Here is a 22,433-nt window from a genome sequence, read left to right as displayed (position 1 = left end):
GCTTACAACAATGTATAACCGCAATTACGGCGGATTCGACTACGTCCGAATCCACTCGGAATTGCCAAAGTCAGTTCCAGACCGAAAATCAGTAATTTTAATCCCGTAACTGACGGTTATACGAGACCGTTGAAAATTAATGCCCTAAAAACTTGTTCAACACCCCAAAAACATCTTCAGAAATTTTAAACTTGTACAGCATTCCAACAAAAAGCACTACCACTAACAGGCTTTTTAAGGTTATATTGATCAGTGCATGGAAAGGTAGTTCCAAAAAATAAAGGGGAACACCCAAAACCATTAACAATACAAATACTTTAAGGCTCTCCCATGTAAAGGGCTGTATCTTAAATTTACTGTGTACATAAAACAGTTTGGTGGTATTAAAGATACAAACAGCCATAAAAGTTGCAAGCGCAGCACCAATAAGACCATATTTGGGTATCAACCATAAATTAAAGAGGATGGTCAATATTGCCAAGAAAACACCCAATAACAGCACGGTTCTATAATGGTCAGAGTTATATAAAATGGCATTGTTGTTACCCAAAAGGGCATCATATACTTTTACCAACCCAATTAAAAAGACTACCCAAAAACCTCCTCTGTATGCTTCGGGAATTAAAGTGTAAAGATCCTGTAAATTCAATACTATCAGAACAAACAACAAACCTGAGACAATAAACAAGGTAAGAGAGCTTTTTTGATAGAGTTCTTTTAGCGCCACATCATCTTTTTTATTCATTAACTCAGCCGTCAATGGATACGTAATTTGGTGCATGGCCCTAGAAGGCACCACAATAACAGTGGCAATATATATGGCAACGCTATAGTAGGCTACATTTTCGATCTTTATATATTGGTTGATCATAAAACGATCGATCTCCAATACAATGACAGCCGCAGAGGCTCCTAAAATGATAAATGCACTATATTTTATAATTTCTGAGGTGTTATTAGGAAATTTAAACTGAAGTTTTGGGAATTTTAAGGCATAGGCATATAACTTCATGATAATTGTCCTTACAATATATACCCCAACTAAGGCCATTAAGAATACATCTACCGTGATCACTTTAAAATAAACTAGGCACAATAATACAGTCACACAAATACGAGCAAAGACCTCTTTCATAAAATTCCCGAAAACGGATTTCATCTGTACCTTGGACCATGCATAAAAGACTTCAAAATAGGCCATAGCAAATCCAATCAAAAAAATGTGCCAGACATACCCTTTTACAATGGCATTCTTTTTGGACAGAAAATCCCCGATTACCTCCAACCCAAAATAGGTAAGGACCGTACATGGGACAATCATCACGAGCGGTAGTAACAACATTAGAGTGAGAAAGCCATTTTTATCCTTATCCTCTTGAAAACTGCTAAAGTATTTGACCAAGGTATTGGGCACACCAAAGGCCATGAGGGGCATAAGAATGGTTGCCGTGGACAAAAGTACGCCCACCAGACCAAAATATTCATCGGTCAAGAAATTGGTATAGAGAAATAGAATATTGATAGCACCGATACCAAAACCCAAATAGGTGATAAACGTGTTCCTAAAAGATTGCTTTAATACGATTCCCATCTAATATATTCGGCTAGTTTCCCTGTGAGTTCCCTCCTACTGTACTGGTCTATTTTTTTGGAGGAAACGGTTAGTTTTTGCTGTTGGTACTTTAAAAACCAATCTAAAATTACACTTTTTAAATCTGATTCTGATTCATGCCCAAAAATTTCACCTGATTTCGTCTCTTTTACTATTTCTGCCACTTCCCACTCTTTGGGGCCTATTCCCAAAATGGGACGATTGGCAGCCATATATTCAAACAGTTTCCCGGGAATGATACCTTTTGTTTCCTCTGAATCTATTTCTACCAACAACAAGGCCTGTGATTTTCCTTGGAGCAGAATAGCCTCTTCATGACTCACATAACCCAAAAAAGTGGAGCATGAATCCAATCCTGTTTTTTTAAGACTTTGCTTTATTTCTTTGTTCACCACTCCCGCAAATTGTAAATGAAGGGTATTTTTAAAATCATTATTTTCAAGTGCTAGCTCAGCCAAAACGTTCCATAAATTCTTTGGGTTTCTCCCTCCTAGCAAAGAGCCAATATGGGAAATAGTAAATTTAGAGTCTAAGTCATCCTTATCGAATTCATTCTGTCCCCTCGAGTGGAGTCGAGAGGTTTCAAACCCATTAGTGATTACACTAACTGGCTTTTGAGTAATTCGTTTGAATTCAGCTTTAGTGGTCTTACTGGTCACTATTAATTTATCCGCACTGGTAAGCACCAATTGCTCCAGTTTTTTATGTTTTTTTTGAGCCCGTTTGGACAATTTCAGTTTTTTATGGTACCCAATAGAAGTCCATGGGTCGCGGAAATCGGCCAACCATTGGAGGTTAAATTGCTTTTTTAAGCCCAAACCAATGAGGTGAACCGAATGTGGCGGACCTGTAGTAATAATGATATCTATACCTTCTCCCTTGATTACATCATTTAAAAAATTGATAGAGGGTTTTACCCAATATTTCCGTGCATCCGGAATAAAAAAATTGCCACGGACCCATAACATCGTCCTTTCCAAAAACGATTGGCTTTCGGTTTCTATAATACCAGAACTGATACGTTTTGTTTTCTTCTTGGAAAATAAATTTGCCAATCTGTAAGGTTCAAAAATGGGTTGCTTATATATGGTAATCCCTTGAGGAATTTCATTTATAAATGTTTCATCAATAATGGGATAGTTGGGATTCTCTGGAATATAGACTACTGGCTCAATATTGAAATCTTTAAGGTAAGTCACAAATTTCAACCAACGTTGAACACCTGGTCCTCCTGCTGGAGGCCAGTAATACGTTATGATGAGTACTTTTTGCATGCTATTCTTCCTCTTTCTTACGAGGACGCCATATTGAAAATCCTATACCTCCAACAACCGCCAATCCCAGTAGAATTGAACTTACCAAGGTTATTTGGCTACCGGTTTCCACAACTTTAGGCTCAAATTTAAACTCTATAGTATGTTCTCCTGCTGGCAATCGCAAAGCCCTCAATACATGGTTTACTTTAAAATGAGGCTTTAAACTGCCATCTACATAGGCATTCCATCCATTGGCATAATACATTTCTGAAAAAACGGCTACTCCGGCATTTTCATTTTCTGATTTGTATTTTAAATGATTTGGCTCATACTTCAACAATTGAATTGATGCTGTAGAATCCACCTGAAAATCGAACCGACGAATATCTGGAAAATCATTGGTATTAACCACAGCCTCATGAGCGCTATCTAAGTGATCTAATGCTAAAACTTCTTCGTTGGCACTTTTAACTTCCATCAATTTCTTTACAAACCAAGCATTCCCATTGGCATCTGGATTTAATGCTGCACCGCTTCTACCTTCCTCATCTTGCTGAATTACATACTTTACATTCAACATGTTCAACACTCCAATCTTATTTCTATACAAATAAAAATCGAACAAATCTTCCATTCCTCTTGGCCTGGCGGCATGGTAGCCACTAATTGATTTATGGAAATAAGCTGTTCTTGCTTGAAACCCTTCAGATGAGTCAAACACCCTATAATTAGAGGTGTCTTGTTTTATTTGTTGGTCAACGGCTGTAATTTGAAAAGGCTCTGTCATTCTTCTTTTTCTAACAAAATCCTCTCCATCAACATAGCGTAAATCAACCATAATCAAATCAACCACTATCAATAACCCCAATCCAATAATTGCAATATTTTTATTGACTTTCTCTTTTATGAACAACCAAATCACAAAGGCAGCCAAAAGCACATATACTAAGGAACGAATGGTATCACTAATATATACAGCTTCCCTATCTCGTTGAATCATTGTCATTAACTCATCACCAAAATACCCTCTGTAGGTTTCATCATTCAATCCTGTAAAATCGAACATCCCCTTTAAAAGCAGTAAAGCAACACCCAAGCCAGCCATAATAATAAAACTGATTTTTAAAGCATTCAATTTCTTGGCTTTAGCAATTTCTGGTTTAAATAACTTCACCAAAGCCAATATTGCTAAAAGTGGTGCGCAAAGTTCTAATATAATTTGGATAGATGATACCGCTCTAAACTTATCATACAGTGGGAAATAATCAATCATAAAATCTGTGAGCAAGCTAAAATTCTTCCCCCATGATAATATTAAAGACATAATGGTACCACCCAAAAGCCACCATTTGGATTTTCCTTTCACCAAAAACAGACCCATTATAAAAAGAAAGAAAATAATTGCACCAATATATGCAGGGGCTGAAGTTCCAGGTTGTTTTCCCCAATATAAAGGCATACCACTAGAAAACTCCAATGCTTTTGATTTAGACAAACCTTGACTGGTGAGATAATCATAAGCTTTAGAGTTTGTGCCTAAATTTTCTTGGTTACTACCTCCAAATAGCCTGGGAACTAATAGATTTAAAGATTCTGTAATTCCATAACTGTACTGCGTAATATATTCCTTGCTAAGTCCTTGAGTATTTTCTTTTTCAGAACCATCTGGATTTATGGTAAGCTCCGTTTTTCCTCTTGTACTCCAATCTGCGTACTCTTTGGTGGCCAGTAAACTGGTAGCATTGGTGCCAATCCCCAACATAACGGCTCCTAATAGAATGCCAACAGAGATAAAAAAATGTTTGTATTCCTTATTTTTTATTGCATAAACAAAATAGACCGCTCCAAAAATTAAAACCAATAACATAAAATAATAAGTCATTTGGTAATGATTGGCTACCACTTCTAACGCCATAGCTATTGACGTGAGTACAAAGCCCCATAAATAACGTTTTTGAAAGACAAGTAAGATTCCACCCAAAACCATGGGCAAATATCCCAAGGCATGTGCTTTTGCATTGTGACCAACTCCAATAATAATAATTAAATAGGTTGAAAAACCAAATGCCAAAGCGCCCAAAACAGCCAATCTAAAATCAACCTTTAAACAGCAAAGTAGTATATAAAAGCCAAGAAGATATAGAAAAAGATAATCGGCAGGTCTGGGTAAAAATCGAATAAGTCTATCCAATTTCTTTACATAATTATGAGGGTAGTTGGCACCTAATTGATACGTGGGCATGCCACCAAAGGCACTATTGGTCCAATAAGGTTCTTCTCCCGTTCTATTCTTAAAATCGGTCTGTTCTTTTGCCATACCGTTGTATTGAACAATATCCGATTGCAAAATAACTTTTCCTTGAAGTACAGGGTGGAAATAAGCCAGAGCAGCAACAATAAAAAATACGACAACAAAAAAATGGGTAAATAAAGCTTTAAAGCCAGGTTTCATGAGTTGATTTTACGCTAATATCAATCAATTTCTTCAAAATCTATATAATCTCCAACTTTTTTTGCAGCGTTGTTTTTTCTACTTGGCTTTTTATCAATGATAACATCTCCAACTTTTTCTTCCTGTGGAGTATTCTCATTGGTGAATTTTTCAAAACTTTCTTTAAAATGTGCTTCAGTTTTCTTTGCTGCATAACTAAAGAGCTTAGGTGCAAATAACCTAAAAAGCATTTTAAGCAAGTAGTATACTAATAGTAGTATTAAAAGCGTTTTTAGTAAAACCATGTATTGCATTAATTTATATCAAAAATACAAATCTACTATTGCATTTGGAATGCAAAAGTCATAAAATAATACTAAAATGGGCTGCAACGGCCGGTTTTACATCAATCAAAAAAATGAAAAAAATAGTTTCACTCTTCTTATTTACACTTCCGCTTTTTGTTATTTCCCAATATACAGATGTTATAAATTCTAATAGGCCTGGGCAATCTGTAAGTGCTTATGCTGTTGGAAAAGGTGTCTTACAGACAGAAGTTGGTCTAGTATATGAAACCCAAGAGCATACAGAATTATTAACTAATGCTAACCGAATTGGTGGAGAAATGGCAATTAGATATGGGCTACTATTTGAAGAGTTAGAAGTTATTTGGGAAGGTACCTATTTACATGAAAATAAAGATTATATAAGTCTTGGAGAGCGTTTTTCCAGAACCAATTTTACAAGGCATAGAGCCGGATTAAAATTTTTAGTGTTCGACCCCTTTAAAGACCCAGAGCGTAATAAGCCCAATTTATTAAGCTGGCGCGCAAATAATGTTTTTCAATTTAAGAACCTTTTGCCTGCAGTATCATTATATGGAGGTGCAACTTTTAATTTAGGTGATAATCCATTTTATCCTTCTGACCCAACTATTTCTTATAGGGGAATGATTGCTACACAAAGTAGATTAACGCCGAGGTTTGTACTGATTACAAATGTTGCATATGACCGAATAGGAACCGAAGACCCAGAGTTGAGTTATATTGTTTCAATAACCCGTGCCCTTAGAAACCCCAAATGGAGTGTTTTTATTGAAAACCAAGGTATTAAAAGTGATCGATACGGAGATATGATTATTAGAACAGGTATGGTGCATCTATTCAATGAGCGATTGCAAGCCGATGTTAATTTTGGTGGTAGTTTTAAGAATACACCTTCAAGGTTTTTTGCCTCTATTGGCGGTTCTTATCGATTTGATTTTCATAAGGACAAATTGGTGCCTATTGAGGACCAAAATGCAGATGAAAACGGTGGAGAGATTAAGAAGAATAGTATGAAAAAGACTAAGAAGAAAGGTTTGTTTGGCTCTTCAAAAAAGAAGAAAAAAGGCAAAAAGAAGAAGCCAGAAGACAATGGCGTGATAGATTTTTAAATCTCTTTACCATAGAATTCCCTAAAAAGTACTTTTCAGTTTTTTCTATTGATTAATATTGCTGATATTGGTCTTAGAAAAGAACATTTATGATTATCCTTAAAGAAGCTGTAACAAAGTCTGACTTAAAGAAGTTTGTAACATTTCCATTTTCCTTATACAAAGATTCTCCATATTGGGTTCCTCCTATTATAAATGATGAACTGGAAACTTTTAACAAGGACAAAAACCCAGCATTTAAAGATGCAGACGCGTGGTTCTTTTTAGCATATAAGGACAATGAGATTGTAGGCCGGGTTGCCGCTATTATTAATAGAATAGAAATCAGTCATCAAAAAGTTAATAAAATGCGTTTTGGCTGGTTTGATTTTATTGATGATGTGTCTGTTTCTGAGGCGCTTCTTAATAAAGTAGAAGAAATAGGAAAGCAAAACAGTTTAGAGTTCATAGAAGGTCCCGTAGGATTTTCCAATCTAGATAAAGTAGGGGTTCTTATTGAAGGTTTTGACCATATTGGCACTATGATAACTTGGTACAATCATCCATACTACGTTTCTCATTTTGAACGACTAGGGTTCACTAAAGAGAAAGAATATATGGAAAATAAATTTCCATTTTCTAATGCTGACCCCAAGTTTTTTATCAAAGTAAATGACCTTATAAAAAGGAGATACGGTGTTAAAGCCATAAATTTTACCACTACAAAGGAGGTTATGCCAATGGCAGACAAAATGTTTGACCTATTTAATGAAACCTACTCTGTCCTATCTTCCTTTGTTCCAATTACAGATATTCAAAAAGAATATTTTAAAAAGAAATACATAAGTTTCATTAATCCAGAGTACATCAAATTCATTGTTGATAAGGATGATAAACTGATAGCTTTTGGAATTGTAATGCCTTCATTTTCAGAAGCCTTGCAAAAATCAAAAGGAAAACTGTTTCCGTTTGGGATTTTTCATTTGTTAAAAGCCAAAAAGCATAGTAAGGATGTTATTTTTTATTTAATAGGAGTGCATCCTGACTATCAAAACAAAGGAGTCACTGCGGTAATGTTTAATGAATATTACAAAACTTTCAAGGAGAAAGGTATTGAAACTTGTATTAGAACGCCAGAATTAGAGGATAATATTGCTATTAAACAAATCTGGAAGCATTTTGACCCAGTTGTTCATAAACGTAGAAGAACCTATCGGAAAAATTTGGTGTAAAAAACTTAAAATGTAAATTGAACAGTGCTAATTTTTCTAAGAAAAGAGCCATTTACTCTCCCATTGCTGCGGCAACAGCAGCAGATAATCTTTTATATGTCCCGTTCTCTAAACGCTCTCTAATTCCAGAAAAAGCATCCAACGTAATAGCAACATCTTCCAATGTATGTGTAGCTGTAGGAATCAATCTTAACAAGATTAAACCTTTAGGTATTACTGGATAAACCACAATAGAACAAAATATACCGTAATTTTCACGTAAATCCTTAACCAGTGCCATTGCTTCTGGAATACTTCCATTTAAATAAACAGGTGTAACACAGCTACTGGTAGTACCTATGTCAAAACCTTTTTCTTTAAGTCCATTTTGTAATGCATTTACATTCTCCCATAACTTTTCTTTAAGCTCTGGCATTGTTCTAAGCATGTCCAATCTTTTCAGTGCTCCTTTTACATAAACCATTGGTAGTGATTTAGCAAACATCTGAGAACGTAAATTGTATTTTAGGTAATCTATAATTTCTTTATCTGCAGCTACAAAGGCACCAATACCTGCCATGGATTTGGCAAAAGTTGCCAAATATACATCTATGTCATCCTGCACACCTTGTTCTTCGCCAGCTCCAGCCCCAGTTTCTCCCAAAGTTCCAAAACCATGGGCATCATCAACCAACAAACGGAAATTATATTTTTCCTTTAAGGCTACTATTTCTTTTAACTTTCCTTGCTCTCCACGCATGCCAAAAACTCCTTCAGAGATAACTAAAATACCTCCTCCAGTTTGTTCAGCCATTTTTGTAGCACGTTCCAAGTTTTTTTCTAAACTCTCCACATCATTATGCATAAATGTAAAACGTTTACCCATGTGCAAACGCACTCCATCTATGATACATGCATGAGCATCCACATCATAAACAATGATGTCATCTTTTGTTACTAAAGCATCAATAACGGACATGAAACCTTGGTAGCCAAAGTTTAACAAATAGGAAGATTCTTTACTTACAAAAGCGGCCAATTCTTGTTCCAATTGCTCATGAAACTCTGTATGTCCACTCATCATACGAGCACCCATTGGATAAGCCGCCCCAAATTCAGCAGCAGCATCTCCATCAACTTTTTTTATTTCTGGTAGATTAGCAAGACCTAAATAATCATTGATACTCCAAGTAATAACTTCCTTTCCTTGGAATTTCATTCTATTGGATATTGGACCTTCTAGTTTTGGAAAGACAAAATATCCTTCTGCTTGTGAAGCCCATTTTCCCAACGGCCCTTTGTTTTCAATGATTCTATCAAATAAGTCTCTCATCTAGCCTAAAAATTGATTTAGCTGCAAAATTATGGATTTTTAATTAGCATTCATAAATATTTCTATTCAAAAAAAAAGCAATGACCAAATGACCATTGCTTATAATATTATATAATTTGACGTTTATTTTATGAACTGAATCTTTTGAGCCTCTTCTGCGTTCTTAGTATCAAAGAATCCTTGATTGTTCATCCAATCATCACTGTACACCTTGCTCATGTATCTTGAGCCATGGTCAGGAAATATAACAACAACATTGCAATTCTTTCCAAACTCACCCTCAGCATTCAATTGCTTTAACGCCTGCATAGCAGCACCGCTGGTATAACCAACGAACATACCCTCGCTTTTAGAAATTTCTCTTGCAGTATGGGCACTTTCTTCATCAGTTACTTTTATGAACTCATCAATAACATCAAAATCCGTTGCTCCCGGAATAAGGTTTTTTCCCAATCCTTCTATTCGGTACGGATAGATTTCCTCTGCATCAAACTCACGAGTTTCGTGATACTTTTTAAGTACAGACCCAAAAGCATCCACACCTATAATTTTAATATCAGGATTTTGTTCTTTTAGATATTTTGCTGTTCCAGATATGGTCCCACCAGTTCCACTACACGCCACTAAGTGCGTAATATTTCCATTGGTTTGATTCCAGATTTCTGGCCCAGTAGTATTGTAATGAGCTTCCATATTCAGCTCATTAAAATATTGATTAATATAAATAGAATTCTTAGTCTCTTCATGCAAGCTTTTTGCTACCTGATAGTATGACCTTGGATCATCTGCACTAACATGGGCTGGGCATACATAAACCTTAGCGCCCATTGCTCGCAACATATCTATCTTATCTTGGGATGACTTAGAGCTTACAGCCAATATACAGTCATATCCTTTGATAATACTTACCATAGCAATACTAAAACCAGTATTCCCAGATGTTGTTTCTATAATTGTGCTTCCTTCCTTTAAAATTCCTTTGCGCTCAGCTTCCTCTATAATATACGCAGCAATCCTGTCTTTGGAAGAATGTCCTGGGTTAAAAGCTTCTAATTTTGCGTAGAAATTACCTTTAAATGTAGAAGTAATCTTATTTAGCTTGATTAAAGGAGTATTTCCTATTAACTCAAGCAGGTTATTATAAGCATTAATTTTGGGTTCCATAAAGGATGTCTAGTTAGGGGAATATGAATACAATATATAAACTGTTAACAATATTCCAGCGACAAAATTAACATTTTTTTTTTTAACTACTGTATTTGACCTTCTAAATCCAATAAAAAAGCATAATCCTTTGCTGTTTCCTTTAGGGCTTCAAAACGTCCTGATGCACCTCCATGACCAGCATCCATATTAATGTCAAATAACAACAAATTAGAGTCGGTTTTTACCTCTCTTAATTTGGCCACCCATTTTGCTGGTTCAAAGTATTGCACCTGCGAATCGTGTAAACCAGTAGTTACATACAAATTTGGATAATCTTGAGCTACTACATTATCATATGGAGAATATGATTTTATATAATTATAGTATTCTTTATCATTAGGATTTCCCCATTCATCAAACTCTCCTGTTGTCAATGGAATAGAATCATCTAACATAGTAGTTACTACATCTACGAAAGGAACAGCGGCTATAACTCCATTATAAAGCTCAGGAGCCATGTTTACTATTGCACCCATTAACAATCCACCTGCTGAACCTCCATAAGCATATAGATGTTCTGTACTTGTGTATTTGTTTTCTATTAAATACTTGGAACAATCAATAAAATCTGTAAATGTATTTTTCTTATTGAGTAATTTACCATTTTCATACCATTTTCTTCCCAAATACTCCCCTCCTCTTACATGTGCAATTGCATACACAAACCCTCTGTCTAAAAGACTTAGTCTCGATGTAGAAAAATAAGGGTCAGTTGTACTACCATAAGAACCATATGCATATTGCAACAAAGGGCTGGTGCCATCTAATTTGGTGTCTTTGTGATAAATTATTGACATGGGAACCTTTACCCCATCTTCAGCCGTTGCCCATACTCGTTCAGAGCGATAATTATTTTTATTGAATTTACCTCCTAAAACCTCCTGCTCTTTTTTAACTTCTTTGGCCTTGGTTTTCATATTAAAATCTATGATAGAATATGGAGTAGTCATGGCATTGTAAACATAGCGCAAGGTTTCTGTATTAAACTCCAAATTGGCGTAAGTATATGCCGTATAGGTTTCATTATCAAAAGGCAAATAATAGCTATCCGCGTTGTCCCAACGATTGATTTTAAGTTTGTTCAATCCATTTTCTCTTTCAGAAAGCACATAGTAGTCCTTAAAAATATTAATGTCCTCTAAAAGCACATTTGCTCTATGCGGAATAAACTCTTCCCAATTACTTGAAGATGTTTTTTCCTCACTTGTTTTCATCAATTTAAAATTAGTAGCCTTGTCCTTGTTGGTAAGTACATAGAAATCATTATCAAAATGGTAAATAGAATATTCTAAACCACGCTCTCTAGGAGAAAACATTTTAAAGGATTCATCTGGAGTATCAGCCTTTAAAATTTGATACTCGCTTGTAAGTGTACTATAAGAGCCTATAATTATATACTCTTTAGATTTAGACTTGTACACAAAGGTGCCAAAAGTCTCATCATCCTCATGAAAAATTAATTCATCTTCCTTAGAATCGGTTCCGAATTTGTGTTTATATATTTTATCTGATCTTAGTGTTACAGGATCTTTTTTTGTATAAAACAACGTTTTATTGTCATTGGCCCAAACGCTGCCTCCAGTTGTATTCTCTATCTTATCAGGATGTATTTCTCCAGTTTCAAGGTCTTTTATTTGAATGTAATATTGCCTTCTAGAAACAGTATCCAAAGCAAAAGCCGCATATTTATTGTTTGGACTTATGGATATACCACGCAAGCTAAAATATTCGTGCCCTTCTGCCATTTCGTTACCATTGAATATAATTTCTTCCGGAGCGTCTAAGCTTTCTTTTTTTCTAACATGAATAGCATATTCCTTTCCTTCTTCATACCTAGTATAGTACCAATACCCATCACGTTTATAAGGAACAGACGAATCGTCTTCTTTTATTCTAGATTTTAATTCTTCAAATAGGGTTTCTTGATAAGCCTTGGTATGGGCAGTCATTTCATTATAATAGGTGTTCTCCTCCTCTAAATATGTAATGACTTCTTTATCCTCTCTATCATTTAGCCAATAGTAATCATCAATTCTAATATCACCATGCTTTTCTAGTTCTTTTGGCTGTTTTTTTGCTACAGGTACTTTCATTTCTGTTTTTTCCTTTTTTTGATTCTGACAGGAAAGCGCAAAAGTAAGACTTAACAACAAAACAATTTTACTACTATTTAAATGCATCATGGATAGTGTTTTTTATTGCAGCAATTTAGTAATTTTGAACTTGCAACCTCTTAAAATAAATATAATATGTTTGGAGACTTAATGGGAATGATGGGGAAACTTAAAGAAACCCAGAAAAAAGTTGAGGAAACAAAGAAACGGTTGGATACTGTTTTGGTTGATGAAAAATCATCTGATGGATTAATTGCAGTAACCCTAACAGCAAATAGAACTATAAAAACAATTGATTTGGATAGTTCTCTTTTACAAGATAAAGAACAATTGGAGGATTATTTGGTTACTACTCTAAACAGGGCAATTGAAAAAGCCTCTAAAGTAAATGAAACTGAGCTTGCTGCCGTTGCCAAAGATGGAATGCCAAATATTCCCGGAATGGATTCGTTATTTAAATAGTATCTTTATGTAAAGTAGACAATGTGATTGAAATAAAAAAAGACATAAATAACAACTACAGTTTCTGCTTAAAATCCAAAAGTGGCACAATACTTTTAAACAGTGTTGACTTTCCGAACAAAAAGACTGTTGAAAAAACAGTGTCTAAATTAAATCCCACATTGTCTAGTAACAAATACTTTGAACGGAAAACCAATCACAACGGTAAATTCTTATTTGCATTAAAAGATAATGAAGGAAATGTTGTAGGAAAGAGTCAACTTTATAATTCTGAAGCTGGAATGGAAAACGGTATAAAAAATATTAAAAACAGTTTGTCCTCTGTGCCTAATTGGAATCAATTATAATTGCTTTAATACCTTTAAAACTATTTCGTGCATTTCTTGGGTATAGTCGTAATGGGTAACCATTCGCAATTTTCCTTGGCCCATTCCAATAATATGAATGTCACTCTTTTTTAATTTCTCTAGAAATTTTGCCTGAGTCATTTGCTCCTCATCTAGTTCAAAAATTAAAATATTGGTTTCAACTGGTTCCACTTTTTTAATGAATGAAAGTGAAGCAAGACACTCTCCTAATTCTTTTGCTCGTAAATAATCTTCATTGAGTCTATCAATATTATTATCCAACGCATAAATTGCAGCGGCAGCCAAAAAACCAGCTTGACGCATTCCTCCACCAAAGATTTTTCTTATTCGTAATGCTTTATCAATTTGTTCTTTACTGCCTAATAAAGCTGACCCTACCGGGCAACCAAGTCCTTTACTGAAACATACACTAATAGTATCAAAAAGTCCTCCATACTTTTTTGGAGATTCTTTTTTGGCTACCAGCGCATTCCATATTCTAGCTCCATCCAAATGAAATCCTAAGCTATTATCTTTACAGACTTTTTTAATCTTAATAAGTTCCTCTAAATCCCAACAGGCACCACCACCTTTATTGGTCGTGTTTTCTACACAAACCAATGAGGTTAAGGGACTATGGTAAAAATCTGGTGGGTTTATTGCTGCTTCTACTTGTTCTGCTGTCATCATGCCTCTATCACCTTCTAACAATCTACAAGAAACTCCACTATTAAAACTTACACCGCCACCTTCATAATTAAATACATGGGCATATTCATGACAGATTAATTGTTCTCCAGGTTGTGTATGTATTTTTATTCCCGTTTGGTTGGCCATAGTACCACTCGGAAAAAATAGCGCAGCTTCCATGCCAAATAGGCTTGCTACTTTTTCTTCTAGAGTATTTACCGTTGGGTCTTCTTTAAAAACATCATCGCCTACTTCAGCAGACATCATGGCCGCCAACATTCCTTCACTTGGTCTGGTAACTGTATCGCTGATTAAATTTATTTTCAATTTACCATGTGTTAATTATAACAATCCATCCCAATAGGAGAACCGTCTGGGATTTTTGGTGCTGCTGTTTTTCTTTCATACCCTTTTGGATTGCCAATAAAAGATTCCAACTCTTTTTTAATCAGAATGTTTGTTGGATTGATTTTCTTTTCACTAATCCATGTCTTTAATCTCATCATTTCAAACAAAACTATTTCTGTTACCTGTGGAGAACTACTTTTACTACTTGCCAAGGCCATTAGTTCTTGTATTACTTGCCAATTAATTGTTTTTTGAACTTCCCCTAAATACCCATCTAGGCTTTTGGATTTAACTGTAGCATCTAATAGAGACACAACAACATCTTTTAATCCTAGTTGGTTTTTGTCCAGCGCTTTTTGTTGAATTAATCTATTTGCCCTTTCTGGATGCAAAAGAAGTGCTAACGAATTGTTACTTGCTGTTTCTACCGCTCCAAGTGGATCAAAAGCAACGCCTGTTTTCCCTTTAAAAGATTCCCTGCTCCTATAAAACCCAGTTGCCCTTGGTGGAAAAAGTTTTAATTTTTCTTTTGGAATAGCTATTTCTTCTGCATTCAATGTTTTTAGTAGACTTTCTAAGGCATTTTTTTGAGTTTCTTTATCAACTACAGAAACAGTGTTCTGCCCATCACCTTTAACAGTATAATTATAGTCCAAACCACCTATTATTTTTGCCACGCCTTCTGTTTGGTACCGATGGAAAAAGTATAATGGGGCAAAAACGTCTTCCAAAACAGAATTTGCCTCTCCCGTTCTAATATTATCAATAGAAAAATTATTGATAGCCAATTTTCTAATAGCCAATACATTTTCCAGTTCTTCACTAATACTTTTTCCATTATCCCATAAATGTCCCAATGCATGTGCTCCTCCCAACGGTCTGGCATCTCGGTCAGAAATATACCTTAATCCATTATTTTGAGCTTTTTTCAAAATGGAATTCAGCTCTTGTTTCTCATTGGCATTTTCTGGAAAAACTGCATAAGAATAGGCAACAATAGTTTTATCCCAATCACCAATTCCTACATCATAGGCATTAGAAAAATCTATCTCATCATTTTTAATTGAAAATTGAGGGTGCGGATAATCCATTACAGATGCCCTACCGTTTGTGCTAGCAGCAAAATTATGAGCAAAACCCAAGGTGTGGCCAATTTCATGTGCAGACAATTGGCGAATCCTTGCTAATGCTAATTTTAACATAGCATCATGATTATCATCTCTTTCAGCAAAAGGCTCATTCATTAATGCCTGTGCTATTAAAAAATCCTGACGAATTCTAAGACTTCCCAAACTAACATGTCCTTTAATAATTTCTCCCGTCCTAGGATCTGTTATACTACTTCCATAGCTCCAACCTCTAGTGGAACGATGAACCCATTGTATTACATTATATCTAGCATCCAAAGGATCCGCATCATCGGGTAGTATTTTTAATTGAAAAGCATCTTTATACCCAATAGATTCAAATGCTTGATTCCACCACTTACCACCTTCCATTAAAGCAGAACGTACAGGTTCTGGGGTGCCATTGTCCAAATAATATATAATGGGCTCAACAGCTTCACTAACGGCTGCACTAGGATCTTTCTTCTCTAATCGATGCCGAGTAACAAATTGTTTAAGAATAGGCTCTTCTACAGGAGTAGCATAGTCATAATATGAAAAAGGGTACGACCCACATCTTGGGTCAAAAACACGCTTTTTAAAACCATCATCTGGGAGTTCTATAAAAGAATGGTGCTGTGCCACGGTCACCAATCCAGGATTGGGAGTAACGGAACGTATATAGGCACCCTTTGGTTCTCCTTTAAACGTAAGTGTTGCATCAAATTCTATGTTTTTTGGAAAAGCCTTTGTTCGTTCCAAAGCAATAGCGCTTTTAGATAAGTCTAAACTGTATGACCCTTGATTGGCTCTTTTTAATCGGTTAGATACTCCATGGGCATCTTGCATTAAAAAACTAGTAATATCAATTACATAGTTGCCGTTTTTTTCTTCTTCAATTTTAAACCCAAAAAGTATGGACTTAGCAAATGCTTGCTCTACCGATTTTTTTTCAAGTTCATTATCAGTAAGAGCTCTAAAACGTAAGTTGGGTTGTACCAAAAGTAGTTTATTCCCTGCCTTTTTAAAATAAACAACCTGCTCGTTTCCCAGTTGGCCTCTATCTAAACCAATGTCATTGCTTCCAATACCACTACTTAGGGAATACACATATAGAAATTCTTTGTTTAGCTCATTAACTTCTAAATAAATTTTATCGGTACCATCGTCATAATAAAAATCAAAAAGACCTTCGAATTTTTGATAATTTTCCTTATTAGCCGAAAATTGGGCAAAACTCTGCATAGGGGCAAAAATAATGGCCAGAAAAAAGAGTAAGTACTGTTTCATATAGTATGTTTTTTTAAGAATTTAAATTTAGAGAAAAACATTTTAATTTTTGCGTTTTTTTGCTATTTGTCCAATATCGGTCAACTTGACAAAAAAGAGGTTGTTTTTTTCTCTAAATGATAGAAAAACGCCTTCTTTTTAATATATATCCACCCCATATTTTTATGAAAATGTATAGTTTTCAATAAAGATTTAGTGTATGGAGGTACATGGTGAAAATATCTTTTCTTCTTACAAAAAAAGAAATGGCCTTTTTGATGAAGTGTATGATGCCAATGGAAAAATTAAGCCCATCTATCAGACACTTTTAAATCTCTATGGAGGACTTTCCATTGAGGATTATAAAAAATTAAATAGCAAGGCAAAATCTTCATTTTTTAACCAGGGAATTACTTTTCAAGTATATAGTGATGATGAAATCAAAGAAAAAATATTTCCTTTTGACCTTTTTCCAAGAATTATAGACCCAGAAGAATGGGAAACCATTGAAAAGGGTTCCATTCAACGTAGTCTGGCCCTTAATCATTTCTTGTGGGATATTTACCATGACAAGAAAATTATTAAGGATAAAGTTGTACCGTTGGAACTAATCAGCTCGTCTTCCAACTATCTTCACCAAATGTTAGGTGTAGATCCCCCTCAGGGAATATACAACCATATATCTGGTACTGACCTTATAAAGCATTCTGATGGGCAATATTATGTTCTAGAGGACAATATAAGATGTCCGTCTGGGGTAAGCTATGTCATCTGTAACAGAACTGCCTTAAAAAGAGCTTTGTTTGGGGTCTTTAACCATTATGAGACTCATACTGTTACAAATTATGCAGAGAACCTATTAAGAAGTCTTGAGAGTGTTAGGCCACATGGAGTGGATAACCCGGTCTGCGTAGTCATAACACCTGGAATCTACAATTCAGCTTATTACGAACATTCGTATCTGGCCAAAGCAATGGGAGTGGAATTGGTAGAAGGGCGTGACCTTTTTGTGGAAAATGATTTTGTATATATGAAAACAATATCAGGCCCCATTAAAGTGGATGTTATTTATAGAAGAATTGACGACCTTTTCTTGGACCCTCTAGAATTTAAACCTGATTCATCCATTGGTATTCCAGGTCTTTTTGCAGCCTATAGAAAAGGAAACGTATGTATAGCAAATGCTCCTGGAACAGGTGTTGCAGATGACAAGGCTATTTACACCTATATGCCACAAATCATTAAGTATTATTTGGGTGAGGAACCAATACTAAACAATGTACAAACCTATCATTGTAGTAGACCAGACGAACAAAAATTTGTTATTGAAAATATTAAGGACCTTGTGGTGAAACCTGTGGATGAAGCTGGTGGTTATGGAATATCAATTGGGAACAAATTGACTAAAAGTGAGATTGAACAAGTAAAGCTCCAAATAATTGATAATCCAAGAAAGTACATTGCACAGCCCATACTTTCTCTTTCTGTTCATCCAACATATATAGAAGATAAAGAATGTTTTGAACAAAGGCACATAGACTTAAGGACATTTGCGGTGCTGGGAAACAAACACCAATTTGTACTAAAAGGCGGTCTTACCAGAGTTGCACTAAAAGATGGAAATTTAATTGTTAATTCTTCTCAAGGAGGAGGCTCTAAAGATACCTGGGTACTAAAAAAATAACGTATATGCTTGCCAGAGTTGCTAATAATCTTTTTTGGATGGGGCGCTACATAGAGCGTTCTGAGCATGTTGCTCGTTATCTAAATGTAAATTATTTTTCTTCATTAGATGCCCCCAACCAACTTTCCCAATCTAGGCAATTTGTGCTCCGTTCCATGCAATTTATGGTAGGGAATCCAATCTTAGATGATTATACTATATTAAAGGAAGAAGAAGTATTATACAACATTGGCTTAAATTATGATATGCACTACTCCATTATAAATAATGTAAAGAGTGCTAGGGAAAATGCAAATAGCGCAAGAGATTTAATTTCTACCGAGTTATATGAATCCTTGAATAAATTTTACCATTTCATCATAAACTATCCTTCAGAAACTTTTGTAAAACAAGGTTTGTATGATTTTACCACAAACATTACCGAAATGACCGCCGTCCTTAGAGGTAAAATTAGAGCAACATTATTACATGATGAAGTGTATGCCGTTATAATGCTTGGTGTAAATTTAGAACGTGCTATACAAATAATTAGAATAATCAACACAAAATTTAATGATGCTCTAACAGCCAAGGGAAGCTACGGTGATCAAGTATCCAATAGTTTTGAGTGGTCCACATTGCTTAAATGTGCAGAATCTTATGACATGATGAGAAGGTTCTATAAAAAAGCACCTAATAGTATTTCAACATTGGAATTTCTTGCATTAAACGAAGATTGTCCACGTTCCATTATGAACTGCCTTAACCAAGTGCACAAACATATTTCTGTTTTGGATAAAAGAGTGCATCCAGATAAAAACTCCACAGCTTTTCTAGTGGGTAAAGTACGCACAGAATTTCAATATAAACATGTAGAAGAAATTGAAGAAAATGTTAAAATGTTTATTGATGATATTCTAAGTAAATTATTTAAAATTAGTCAAAAAATGGAAAAAGAGTTTTTTACATACTAATTGTACTATTTTTAAATAAATTATTTTTGAGCTATTAATTATGTCCTTTGAGTACAACATAACTTACAGTGCGGAAAATACCTATGAAACGGTATTGGATGAAGCATTTTGGCAATTCTTAATCTTTCCTAAAGTAAATAATACGCAAGAAATTGTAGAATGGCATTTTGAGAATAGCGCTTTGGCTCCTTATAACCTGTCAATAAACGGATTGGGTTTTACTACCATACAACTCCGTTCACAAAAAAAAATAAAAACAATTGGTTTTAGCGCGTTTTTTAAAGTTCTTAAAAAAGAAGTGAATCCATTTGAGAGTGCTAAAATACCAAACACAACAGAAAATTATAAACTAATTAATAGCTTAGACTTTAGGGTAAATTTTGAGCCCTATCTTAGAAAAACAAAGTTCACTACGCTACCAAAAAAGCATAATGATATCTTTAGGTTTGACATATCTAAACCCATTTTTGAAAACTTACAGCAACTAAATCATTGGATCTATATTCATTTATATTTTAAAACAAATGTCACGGATGTAGATACTACTTTACAGGATATTATTGATAATAGACATGGTGTTTGTCAGGATTTTTCTCACTTATTTTGCGCTATTGCTAGAGAAAATGGTATTCCCACTCGTTATGTATCTGGATATTTACATCAAGGAAACGGTTATTTTGGTGATTCTCAAATGCATGCTTGGGTTGAGACCTATGTTCCAGAATTAGGGTGGGTTGGTTTTGATCCTACAAATAACATTTTAGCCAACCACAATCATGTAAAAGTTGCGCATGGAAAGGATTTTAACGATTGTTCTGCACTTAGAGGTGTTGTTTACACAGGAGGCAAGAATACTACTAAATACTCTGTTGAGGTTTTAACAACCGAACAGTAAAGAACCCTTTTATTTTTCTAAAAATCCCAAAAAGTACCCTATTTTTGGGCAAAATTATATTTGATGATAACCACAGATCAACATAAAGGTCTTATAGATCGCCTTGGTGCGTTAAGGAGGTATCTTTGACATTGATGCCAAGCTCATAGAAATAGAAAATGAAGAAGAAAAAACTCTAGCTCCCAACTTTTGGGACAATCCACAAGAAGCACAATTACATATGCAGTCCATCCAATCCAAAAAAAAGTGGGTGGATGATTATGTAAGTGCCGAAAATTTAGTGAATGATTTAGAGATATTCATAGAATTCCAAAAAGAGGGTGATATTTCTGAAGAGGAAGTAAATGCTCATTTTGAAAAAACGCTTAGTTCCATTGAAAAGTTGGAGTTTAAAAACATGCTATCTGATGAAGGTGATGAACTTACCGCAGTACTTCAAGTAACCGCAGGAGCTGGCGGTACAGAAAGCTGTGACTGGGCTTCCATGCTTATGAGAATGTATATGATGTGGAGCGAAAAAAACGGTTATAAAGTAAAAGAGCTCAATTACCAAGAAGGTGATGTAGCGGGTATTAAAACAGTTACACTAGAAATTGATGGTGAGTTTGCATTTGGCTGGTTAAAAGGTGAAAATGGAGTACATAGATTGGTTCGTATTTCACCGTTTGATAGCAACGCAAAAAGACATACCTCTTTTGCTTCAGTTTATGTATACCCACTTGTTGATGATAGTATCGAAATTGATATAAATCCAGCTGATATTGAGATTACTACAGCACGTTCTAGTGGTGCTGGTGGACAAAATGTAAATAAGGTTGAAACTAAGGTTCAACTAGTACATAAACCATCGGGAATACAAATTCAATGTTCGGATTCCCGTTCCCAACATGATAATAGAGCTACAGCAATGAAAATGCTTAAATCCCAATTATATGAAATTGAATTGAGAAAAAAAATGGAAGCACGACAAGAAATAGAATCCTCTAAAATGAAGATTGAATGGGGGTCACAAATTCGTAACTATGTGATGCATCCATATAAGTTGGTGAAAGATGTAAGAACAGGTGAAGAAACAGGAAATGTTGATGCTGTAATGGATGGAAATATAGATCAATTTTTAAAAGCCTATCTAATGATGATGGGGCAAAAAGAAGAATAATGACTAAAATTAAAATATATCACAACCCAAGATGTACCAAATCTAGAGAAGGTCTTGCAATTCTAGAGAACTCTGGCAAGGACTTTGAGATAGTTAAGTATTTAGAGGAGATTCCCACAATTGATGAATTGAAAGAAGTTATTGAACTTTTGGGTATTTCTCCCATAGGGTTGGTTAGGAAAAATGAACCAATTTGGAAAGAACATTTCAAAGGAAAAGAAATAAGTGATGAAGAGGTTATAAAGGCCATGGTACAATATCCAAAGTTAATAGAGCGTCCCATCCTTATTAATGGGAACAAAGCAGTTATTGGTAGACCATCAGAGAAAGTCTATAACATTCTTAGCTAGGCATTTAGGGCATACGATTACTTTAACAAACATTTAACGATAGCGGTTTAAACCATAAAATATTTTTACAATCTAAGTAAACGATTAAAATCATGAAAAAACAATACAAACACATTTTATTATTCTTTTTTTTAATTATAAGTTTCCTTGAAGTTAGTGCTCAATACGGTTATGGAGGCTATGGTTATGGACGTGGTGGTTATGGTTATGGAGGAAGGGGACGAAATACCATTCCACAGGCAAATATCCCAGAAAAGGAACCTGAGCCAAAGACCGCAGAAGAGATTGTGGATGATGAAATGCCAAAAATAACAGAGGCACTGGAATTAAATGAGTTTGAAACAGCAGTAGTGAGCAGTATTTTAACTACTTCCATTAAAAAACGAATGGAACTTCAAATTCTGGAATTAGATGCAGATAAGACTAGGGAAGCCTTGGAAAAAATACATAAAACCCAAGATGACGACTTAAAAGCTAGTCTTTCAGAAGAAAAATACAATGCTTTTGTTAAGCTTCAAGAAGATGGTTTTAAACCCAAAAAGAAAGAAAAAAAGAAAAAAAAGAAGAAGAAAAACAAGGATTAACCAAAACAA

19 protein-coding genes are annotated in these 22,433 nt (G+C 34.9%); 10 read left to right on the top strand and 9 right to left on the bottom strand.

The window, feature by feature from the left end; translation table 11 throughout:
* Positions 1-136: 136 nt before the first annotated feature.
* From AC000W_RS04190 to AC000W_RS04175, 4 genes are read right to left on the bottom strand one after another with little or no spacing between them, the layout of a single operon-like run.
* The gene (locus tag AC000W_RS04190) at positions 137-1,591 is read right to left on the bottom strand and encodes an oligosaccharide flippase family protein (RefSeq protein WP_474746310.1); all 1,455 of its coding nucleotides are present in this window, start codon (positions 1,589-1,591) and stop codon (positions 137-139) included.
* Complete coding sequence (locus tag AC000W_RS04185) at positions 1,576-2,886, bottom strand: glycosyltransferase family 4 protein (RefSeq protein WP_474746308.1); 1,311 nt, start codon at positions 2,884-2,886, stop codon at positions 1,576-1,578. The genes AC000W_RS04190 and AC000W_RS04185 overlap by 16 nt, the downstream gene beginning before the upstream one ends.
* A gap of 1 nt (position 2,887) precedes the next feature.
* Positions 2,888-5,320, bottom strand: coding sequence for a YfhO family protein (locus AC000W_RS04180; protein ID WP_474746306.1), 2,433 nt, complete (start codon positions 5,318-5,320; stop codon positions 2,888-2,890).
* Between the two features lie 20 nt (positions 5,321-5,340).
* On the bottom strand, positions 5,341-5,604 hold the full coding sequence (locus AC000W_RS04175) for a DUF4834 family protein (RefSeq protein WP_474746304.1): 264 nt from the start codon (positions 5,602-5,604) through the stop codon (positions 5,341-5,343).
* A 113-nt stretch (positions 5,605-5,717) separates the two neighbouring features.
* Between AC000W_RS04175 and AC000W_RS04170 the strand changes: the two genes are divergently transcribed.
* Together AC000W_RS04170 and AC000W_RS04165 are read left to right on the top strand one after the other, a co-directional pair.
* A complete protein-coding gene (locus AC000W_RS04170; protein ID WP_474746302.1) occupies positions 5,718-6,734 on the top strand; it encodes a transporter in 1,017 nt (338 codons plus the stop codon).
* Positions 6,735-6,823: 89 nt separating this feature from the next.
* Complete coding sequence (locus tag AC000W_RS04165) at positions 6,824-7,945, top strand: GTP cyclohydrolase (RefSeq protein ID WP_474746300.1); 1,122 nt, start codon at positions 6,824-6,826, stop codon at positions 7,943-7,945.
* Between the two features lie 52 nt (positions 7,946-7,997).
* Here AC000W_RS04165 and capB read toward each other — a convergent pair whose 3' ends face one another.
* The 3 genes from capB to AC000W_RS04150 all read right to left on the bottom strand — a co-directional run bounded on the left by capB (position 7,998) and on the right by AC000W_RS04150 (position 12,646).
* Entirely contained in the window at positions 7,998-9,257 is a 1,260-nt protein-coding gene (gene capB / locus AC000W_RS04160) for a cysteate-C-fatty acyltransferase (RefSeq protein ID WP_474746298.1), read from the bottom strand.
* A 123-nt stretch (positions 9,258-9,380) separates the two neighbouring features.
* A complete protein-coding gene (gene capA, locus AC000W_RS04155) occupies positions 9,381-10,421 on the bottom strand; it encodes a cysteate synthase (RefSeq protein ID WP_474746297.1) in 1,041 nt (346 codons plus the stop codon).
* 86 nt (positions 10,422-10,507) lie between these two features.
* Positions 10,508-12,646, bottom strand: coding sequence for a S9 family peptidase (locus tag AC000W_RS04150; protein ID WP_474746295.1), 2,139 nt, complete (start codon positions 12,644-12,646; stop codon positions 10,508-10,510).
* Between the two features lie 66 nt (positions 12,647-12,712).
* Here AC000W_RS04150 and AC000W_RS04145 point away from each other — a divergent pair, with 66 nt between their 5' ends.
* On the top strand, positions 12,713-13,039 hold the full coding sequence (locus tag AC000W_RS04145; RefSeq protein WP_474746294.1) for a YbaB/EbfC family nucleoid-associated protein: 327 nt from the start codon (positions 12,713-12,715) through the stop codon (positions 13,037-13,039).
* A 23-nt stretch (positions 13,040-13,062) separates the two neighbouring features.
* A complete protein-coding gene (locus AC000W_RS04140) occupies positions 13,063-13,386 on the top strand; it encodes a YegP family protein (protein WP_474746292.1) in 324 nt (107 codons plus the stop codon).
* Here AC000W_RS04140 and AC000W_RS04135 read toward each other — a convergent pair.
* Together AC000W_RS04135 and AC000W_RS04130 are read right to left on the bottom strand one after the other, a co-directional pair.
* Positions 13,381-14,403, bottom strand: a complete 1,023-nt coding sequence (locus tag AC000W_RS04135; protein ID WP_474746291.1) for a threonine aldolase family protein — start codon at positions 14,401-14,403, stop codon at positions 13,381-13,383. The two genes, AC000W_RS04140 and AC000W_RS04135, sit on opposite strands and share 6 nt — an antisense overlap.
* Positions 14,404-14,414: 11 nt before the next feature.
* The gene (locus AC000W_RS04130; protein ID WP_474746581.1) at positions 14,415-16,775 is read right to left on the bottom strand and encodes a zinc-dependent metalloprotease; all 2,361 of its coding nucleotides are present in this window, start codon (positions 16,773-16,775) and stop codon (positions 14,415-14,417) included.
* A gap of 244 nt (positions 16,776-17,019) precedes the next feature.
* Here AC000W_RS04130 and AC000W_RS04125 point away from each other — a divergent pair, with 244 nt between their 5' ends.
* From AC000W_RS04125 to AC000W_RS04100, 6 genes are all read left to right on the top strand, one after another.
* Positions 17,020-18,483, top strand: coding sequence for a circularly permuted type 2 ATP-grasp protein (locus tag AC000W_RS04125; RefSeq protein ID WP_474746290.1), 1,464 nt, complete (start codon positions 17,020-17,022; stop codon positions 18,481-18,483).
* 5 nt (positions 18,484-18,488) lie between these two features.
* On the top strand, positions 18,489-19,436 hold the full coding sequence (locus tag AC000W_RS04120) for an alpha-E domain-containing protein (protein WP_474746288.1): 948 nt from the start codon (positions 18,489-18,491) through the stop codon (positions 19,434-19,436).
* Between the two features lie 40 nt (positions 19,437-19,476).
* Entirely contained in the window at positions 19,477-20,331 is an 855-nt protein-coding gene (locus AC000W_RS04115) for a transglutaminase-like domain-containing protein (protein ID WP_474746287.1), read from the top strand.
* Between the two features lie 63 nt (positions 20,332-20,394).
* Positions 20,395-21,490, top strand: a protein-coding gene (prfB, locus tag AC000W_RS04110; RefSeq protein WP_474746285.1) for a peptide chain release factor 2 whose coding sequence is annotated in 2 segments (ribosomal slippage) — positions 20,395-20,457 and positions 20,459-21,490 — 1,095 coding nt in all. Because the reading frame shifts where the segments join, the coding sequence is not laid out codon by codon here.
* On the top strand, positions 21,490-21,840 hold the full coding sequence (arsC, locus tag AC000W_RS04105; RefSeq protein WP_474746283.1) for an arsenate reductase (glutaredoxin): 351 nt from the start codon (positions 21,490-21,492) through the stop codon (positions 21,838-21,840). The genes prfB and arsC overlap by 1 nt, the downstream gene beginning before the upstream one ends.
* Before the next feature lie 92 nt (positions 21,841-21,932).
* On the top strand, positions 21,933-22,424 hold the full coding sequence (locus AC000W_RS04100; protein WP_474746281.1) for a hypothetical protein: 492 nt from the start codon (positions 21,933-21,935) through the stop codon (positions 22,422-22,424).
* The last annotated feature ends 9 nt before the right edge of the window (positions 22,425-22,433 follow it).

Source organism: Saonia sp. (genome assembly GCF_056326165.1).
This window is presented reverse-complemented; position numbering and strand designations above follow the sequence as displayed.